The organism is Streptomyces colwelliae (assembly GCF_048158785.1).
GTDB lineage: Bacteria > Actinomycetota > Actinomycetes > Streptomycetales > Streptomycetaceae > Streptomyces.
The window spans coordinates 1-7,037 of record NZ_JBLTJC010000478.1 but is presented as its reverse complement, the minus strand read 5'-3'; the positions used below and the strand labels follow the sequence as shown (position 1 = coordinate 7,037).

Below are 7,037 nucleotides of genomic sequence, written 5' to 3'. Positions count from 1 at the left end.
GTGCACGAGCTCGGAGCGGGCATCATCGGTGACGGCGACGAGTCGACCGAGGTCCTCTCCCTCTGCGGCCAGCTCGTACTCGATGCCGGCTTTGTGCAACAGCCGGTTCACGCGCCAGGCGGTGGCGGCCCTGCGGTACCAGTCCTGGGCTTCGGCGGGCTTGCCCTGTGCCTCCAGCAACTGGGCGATGGACCGCTCCGCGTCGGTGACGCCCCCTTCGACGGCCTGGTGGTACAGCTCCATCGCCTCGTCGAACCGGCCCTGCCTGACCATCCACAGGCCGAGGTTGTGCGCCGCGTTCGCGTCTCCGGCGTGCGCGGCCCGCTGGTAGAGAGGGACCACCTCCGCCTCGTCGGCCTCCGGCTCCCAGGAGAGATGGACGCCGAGTTCGCCTGCGGCGCGCGGGTCGCCCCATGCGGCGGCGTAACTCAGCCAGACCTTCGCCTCGGGGTCCCGCCATCTGCTGAGAAGAGCACCGAGACCTACGGCGACCTCGTGACGGCCCGCGGACGCGGCCTTGCGGTACCAGCGGAGCGCCTCGTCCTCGCGGCCGACGCCGACCAGCACGTCGCCGAGTGCGTGGGCGGCCACGGGGTCGCCGTCTTCGGCGGCTTTGCGCAGCCAGGTCTCGGCCTGGCCGCGGAGGAGGGCGCCCAGGGTGGTCGCGGCCCGGGAACTGCCGGCCTCGGCCGCCCGCTCCAGATATGGGATGGCCCCCTTGATATCGCCGCGCGTCAGCAGGAACGTGGCCAGCGCCTCGGCCCCCTGCCGGTCGCCCGCGTCCGCCGCCCGGCGCAGCAGGTCCCAGCGCTCATTGGGTCCGACCCGGCCCGCGAAGGCGATCATCAGGGCCGTGTCCTCTCCCTTGAGCCGGGGATGCAACGCGGTACGGGCCGCGTCGAGGACGGCATCGCGGTCGATGGAGAGGCGTGCCGCGGGCTGGTCCAGCAGCGCCCACCACACGCCGTCCGGTACCGGTTCCAGATTGCCGCCCGATCTCAGCGCTTCCGCGACGAGAGCCCCGTACGCCCGCCAGGTCCCCGGCTCGTCCCCCTGGACCAGGAGCCCCGATACACCGAAGAGGGGTGTCGTCGCCCAGTCGAGAGCGTCCTCGAACGACTCGCGTTCCTCTGTTCCGTACTGTTCCTGGACCGTCCTCAACAACTCCAGCGGCACCGCTCCCCTGACGCCGCACCGGGCGAGGTCGACCGCGGCTCGCACCAGCAACCGCCCACGCGGGTGCTTGACCTGGGTCCCCACGCGCCGCCACTCGTCGAACAGCAGATGCCCGATCGCGAAGTACGAGGCCGCGCCCTCCCGGCCGCTCCACATGTACGCCGGGTACGCGCGCGGGTCGTCGAGCCCCGCCAGCCGCTCCAGTTCGGCGTCGCTCCACTCGCGCGCCAGCTCCACCGTGCGGGCCGCGGCGATGACCCGCTCGCCCGGGGCCGTCCCGGAGCGGCGCCGGTAGTACTCGTCGGGGCTGATCGTGCCGAGCATGACGGCTCCGAGGGAGGTGAACCGTCCCAGGAGCTTCAGATCGAGACCGCCGCTTCCCAGATGGTCGGTCAACTCGTCCAGCCAGACGACGTAGTCACCGGGATTCCCGTCCAGCGCACGCAGCACGCCACGCAGGTCGTCGCCCGAGTCGGGGGCGTGGAGCACGTGCCCCTTCAGCGACCGCACCCCATGCCACGCCGTGTACGACTTGCCCGCGTACGACTCCCCGAGGATCAGCACCAGGCCGTTGTGGGCGAGACGGGTACGGAGGTCGTCGTCACAGTCCCGCCGCACGTACGGCGGGACGTCGGGCAGACCGGGCACGTGGCGTGTCGGACGTACGCCGAACTCCACGGGGCCTACGTGCCCGACGGGGCGCCAGGCGGTCGGGGTGAGGGTGGGGGTGGTGCCGTAGTGGTTGTGCTGGACTGCGGCGACCGTGCCTTTGAAGGTGCTGCCGCGGAAGTCGAGGTGGTCGCCGGACGAGGGTGGTTGCGCGGGCGCGTGCGCAACGCGGGTGGGGTCGAACTCGTTGATGAGAGAGGCGAGTTCGGTGGCGGCCGCCGCTGGGGTGGGCGCGTTCATGAGCACGTCGAGCAGGAAAAGACGCCATTGCCGCTCAAGCTCGCCGGCGGTCAGAAAGCCCCGTCCCCGTGGTCGTCGGTCGAGCCCTTGGAGCCGGATTAAGTAGCGATTCGTCTCGGCCGACGGATGGCGCTTGAACCACGCTTCGAAGCTGTCGCGGATCGGCGCCCACAAGTCGGTCGAGTCCGCCCCCGCAATGACCACGCGGGCGCCCGCAATCGCCAGCCGCTCCTGTTCCTCTGTCACGCTCGCCCCCGTCCCCCGTGCGACCCTCAGCCGCCCGCCGTCAAAGGTACTGATTCACCAGCCCGTTGGCTCAGCCTTCGGCGCCCGTTACGCCCTCCGCCTCCCTGATCGCATCCCGATAGGCCCGCCCCGCCGCCCGCAGCGCCGCCTCCGGATCCACCCCGTCCGCCTCCGCCCGTGCGGCCAGCGCCAGCAACTCGTACCCGATGCCGTCGTCGCCCGTCGGCAACGGCACGTCAAGTCCCGCCGTACGCACGCGTGATGCCAGCTTCGACGCGAGGGCGAGGCCGGGCTGGCCCATGGGGATGCCCTCGGTGATGGAGGTGCGGCGCTTCTCCTCGGCCTTGGTGCGGAGCCAATGTGCCTTGACCTCTTCGGGAGTTGACGCCGTCTCGTCGCCGAAGACGTGCGGGTGGCGGTGGATCAGTTTGGTGATGATGCCGGCGGCCACGTCGTCGATGGAGAAGGGGGTGTCGGGGTCCTCCTCGGCGATGCGGGCGTGGAAGACGACCTGGAGGAGGACGTCGCCCAACTCCTCGCGCAGTTCGTCGCGGTCGCCCTCCTCGATCGCCTCGACGAGTTCGTACGCCTCCTCGATGCCGTACTTCGCCAGGCCCTTGTGGGTCTGCTGCGAGGACCACGGGCACTCGGCGCGGATGCGGTCCATGACCTGGACGAGGTCCAGGAGGCGGGCGCCCGGCAGGTCGTAGGAGGCGGGGAGCAGTTCCAGGTCGGGCATCTGGACGCGGCCCGAGCCGGCGAGGCGGGCCAGGCCGTCGGTGAGGGTGGGCTCGCCCTCTCCGGTGGCGACGACCACGACCGTGGAGCCGCCCGCGCAGGCCGCGACCAGTTCCTCGGCGGTCGGGGATGCCTCGTCCACCCGTATCCCGGCTTCGCGGAGATACGGCAGCTGCGGATGCGCGCCGTCCGCGCACAGCACCCGGTCGGCGTCGCGCAGCGCCTGCCAGGCCGGCCAGGACAGCAGGCCGGGGGCGACACGGTGGCTGGTGGTCAGCAGGACGATGCGGCCGGGGGTGGGGGCGGAGGCGCCCTCGGGACCGAGGCTGGTTGCGTTCACCCTCCGAACGTAACCCACGCCGCCGACAGCCCCGGAGTTGTCCACAGGCCGACGTGCGCCCCTGTTGTCCACAGGCCTGCGTGAACCTTGTTTTCCACAGGCCGGCCTACCTCCGCCGACCCGCGGAAGCGCGCCGTACCGTTACGCCGCCCCGCCGGTCACGCGGGCTCCTGGCTCGGCGCCGCGGTGACCTCCCGCACCCAGGGTGTCTTCGCGTCCACCCGGCTGCTCTTGGTCACGTCCCACGTGCCGTAGCGCGGGTTGAGGTCGACGTGGAGTTCCTTGGAGGCGTTGGAGAGGGCCTTCCAGAAGGCGGGCTGGGAGGTGTCGGTGCCGAGTTTCGCGGCGAGTTTGCGGCCCTCCACCTGGAGGCGGAGGTTCTCGTCGAGGCGTTGCGGGGGGACGCCGTACTGGGCGAGCCAGGTCGCCTCCAGGGCCTTGGAGCCGCCCGCCTGCTGGGCGAGGCCGGCCCGCATGTCCTGGATGTCCTTGCGGGTGACGGTGACTCCGGCGTCCTGCGCGGCGCGGTGGACGACCTGGTCGAAGACCATGCCGTAGAGCGTCTCGCGGGTGAGGCCGCCGGTGGTGGCGATGGCCCGCTCGTACTGTGCCTCGTCCTGTACGGCCGACCGCTGGGCCGTACGCACCTCGTTGACCCGGCTCTGCAACTGCGCGACGGTGATGCGCTGGCCGCCCACGACGGCCGCGGCGCCCGGATGCGCCTCGTTTCCGCAGGCGGTCAGGGCGGGGGCCGCGGCGGCGATCACGGCGGTGAGGACGAGCGCGGTGCGACGGCGGCGGTGCAAGGGAGCCTCCCGTTGGAGATTGTGCGACGGTGCACAAAGTCTTGCGGTGATCGATGGTAGGCAGTGGGTCGCCTGGGGCCAACCCATTCGACCAACGATTCACCAGGACTTCGGGCACCGGCACGCACGCGTGGCCTCTGCGGGCTCCCCGTGGTCGGCTTCTTCGGGCTCCCCCGCGCTCAGCCGGTGATGGCGACCGGCGCGTCCCACGTGTCGCGGTCCACGGTGATCGTGTAACCGCCGCGGGTCTCCTTGCTGTTGACCATGTACTGGTGGGCGCGGCTGTGGTTGGTGAACTGGGTGGAGCCCCACGGCCAGTCGGAAGTCGTCGTGTAGACCTTGTCCCACAGCGCGTACCAGAGGTTGCCCGGCAGGTCCGTCTTGTCGGTCGCGGTCGCGATCGCCTTGGCGCTGGAGCTGGAGAAGCCGTAGAGGCCGGTGCGGTAGATCTTGGCGTGCAGTTCCTTGTCGAAGGCGCGGACATACGTCAACACGGCGTTGTTGCAGGACGTGTTCGTGATGTCGTACGACTCCATGTCCAGGTAGATCGGGCTGCCGGCCTTGATGCCGAGCGCCGAGGCCTTGGCCACCGCGTCGTCCGCCTCGGACTTGCCGACGGCGGCGGCCGTGGAGGCGCTGATCTTCACCGAGCCGCCGGAACCGCAGGACGGCTGCGAGCCGACGTAGAGCGGGATGAACTTCCAGCCGACCGTGCTGAGGGACTTGACCCAGGAGGCGGTGAGGTTGGGCTGGCTGCAACCGCGGTTCTTGCCCCCGATGTAGACGGCGGCGGCACCGTAGGCGCCGTCGGTGTGCCAGGCCTTCATCGCGGCGAGGGAGGGTGCGGCGCAGGTGTCGAAGGCGCGGCCGGTGTAGGTCTTCTGGGCGGGCCAGGTGGTGGCGGCCATCGAGTCCGTCGCGGCGATACCGCCGCCGGCGACGACGGCGGCACCGGCGACCGCCCACGTGATGTATCTGCGCTTCTTCGACTGCCGATGCTCGGACATGAAAGAACCCACCCCTGGTTTGTGCGTGTTTGTTCGTACGTATCTGGCAAAAGCGAACCGCAACCTATCCGGCGGCGTTCATGCGTTCGGGAAACATCGCCCCCTGAAGGTCACAACGTTCTCCCAGGGAACGGCAAAAACTAGCCGCGCACCTGCCCCAGCCACTGCAACGTCCGCCGGATGTCCGCCGCGAGCGGGTGGCCGGGGCCGTGGCGGCGTTCGACGTCGACCAGGAGGCGGGCGAGGGTCTCATGGGCCGCGCCGCGGTCGCCGAGCGCGAGCAGCAGGTGGCCCATGCGGCGGCGGACCTCGTGGGCGAGTTCGGGGTCGCCGGCCATGTACTGGTTCTCGTAGTACGGCAGCAGCGCGCGGTACTCCGCGAGGGCCGCGGCCGGGTCGCCGAGCGACTCCAGACACTGGGCGGCGTCGTAGCGGTAGCGCAGGGACTGCGGGTCTGACGGGCCGGCCTCGGCGGCGCGTTCGTCGGCGAGGCGGCGCAGTTCGGGCAGCGCGCGCCGGTACTGGCCGTCGTCCATGAGCGTCGCCGCGTACTGCTTGCGCAGGGTGCGGACGACCGGGGAGTGCACGCCGTGCTGCTCGGCGGCGGTGGGCAGGATCGCGCCGAGGATGTCGACGGCCTGCGTGATACGGCCCTCGCCGAGCAGCCGCTTGACCTCGTCGACGGCGGCGGCGACATCGGGTTTCCCGGCGGCGGGCGGCGCGAGCGGGGCGGGCTGCGGCGCCGGGGTCCGGGCGCGGTCCGGCCAGGGGGCGTGCGGGCGCAGGAACGGGCGCGTGGGGTCGAGCGGCGCCCCGGTGGGCATCCCGCGCGCGGGCAGCAGCAGCGCGAGACGCTCGTAGACCTCCTGCGCGGAGCCGGGGCGGTGCTGCGGGTCCTTGGCGAGCAGGTGCAGGACGAGCGCTTCGAGCGACTCGGGGACCTCGGAGCGGATACGGCGGACGGGCACCGGCGGCTCGTACAGGTGCCGGTGCAGCACGCCGAGCGCCGTGGAACCCGCGAACGGCACGTCCCCGCTGAGGAGTTCGTGCAGGACCACACCGAGCGCGTACAGGTCGGTGTACGGGCCGACCGCGCCGCCCATCGCCTGCTCGGGCGCCATGTAGGCGGGCGAGCCGATGGGTGTGCCGGTGTGGGTGAGGCGGGTGGTGTCGGCGTCCATGACGGAGGCGACGCCGAGGTCGAGGACGGTGACCGTGCCGTCCTGCTTCACCATCACGTTGCGCGGCTTGAGGTCGCGGTGGACGATCGGCACGGCGTGCACGGCGCTGAGTACGGCGCACAGTTGGGCCGCGACGGCGACCGCCCACTGCCACGGGTACGGGTCGTGCTCGGCGAGGTGGTCGGAGAGGTCGGCGCCGTCGATGTACTGCATGACGAGGAACAGCTCCTCGCCCTCGCTGCCCGCGTCGTGCACCGTGACCAGGCCGGGGTGGTCGACCTGCGCGGTCACCCGGCACTCGCGCACGAAGCGGCGGCGCAGCTCGTCGGCCTCCTGGCCGGCCACCTTGTCGGGGCGCAGCAGCTTCACCGCCACGCGCCGGTCCAGCCGCCGGTCGTACGCCGTCCAGACCTGGCCCATGCCGCCCTGCCCGATGAGCGTGGACAGTTCATAGCGGTCCGCGACGACCCGTCCTGCCGCCACGGTCACCTTCCGCCCTCGTCGTGCTTGCGCAGGTAGTCACTCAACTCGTCCAGCTCGGCCCGTAAGGTGCTGCCCTTCGTCGCCAGCGTCGCGTAGAACGTGCGGTCGTCCGACGCGAAGGTCACGCCCCAGAAGTTGACGTCGTGATCCG

At 71.4% G+C, this 7,037-nt stretch carries 5 protein-coding genes; all 5 read right to left on the bottom strand.

Annotated elements, in window-relative coordinates; genetic code table 11:
• Positions 1-2,085, bottom strand: a 2,085-nt coding sequence (locus ACNFOC_RS48255; protein ID WP_416965351.1) for an SEL1-like repeat protein, incomplete at its 3' end; no start/stop codon positions are given.
• A gap of 316 nt (positions 2,086-2,401) precedes the next feature.
• On the bottom strand, positions 2,402-3,409 hold the full coding sequence (locus ACNFOC_RS48250) for a nucleoside triphosphate pyrophosphohydrolase (RefSeq protein ID WP_416965350.1): 1,008 nt from the start codon (positions 3,407-3,409) through the stop codon (positions 2,402-2,404).
• Between the two features lie 158 nt (positions 3,410-3,567).
• A complete protein-coding gene (locus ACNFOC_RS48245) occupies positions 3,568-4,215 on the bottom strand; it encodes a SurA N-terminal domain-containing protein (RefSeq protein WP_416965349.1) in 648 nt (215 codons plus the stop codon).
• Positions 4,216-4,394: 179 nt separating this feature from the next.
• Positions 4,395-5,222, bottom strand: a complete 828-nt coding sequence (locus tag ACNFOC_RS48240) for a glycoside hydrolase domain-containing protein (RefSeq protein ID WP_416965348.1) — start codon at positions 5,220-5,222, stop codon at positions 4,395-4,397.
• 140 nt (positions 5,223-5,362) lie between these two features.
• Positions 5,363-6,850, bottom strand: a complete 1,488-nt coding sequence (locus ACNFOC_RS48235) for a protein kinase domain-containing protein (protein ID WP_416965352.1) — start codon at positions 6,848-6,850, stop codon at positions 5,363-5,365.
• Between the last annotated feature and the right edge of the window lie 187 nt (positions 6,851-7,037).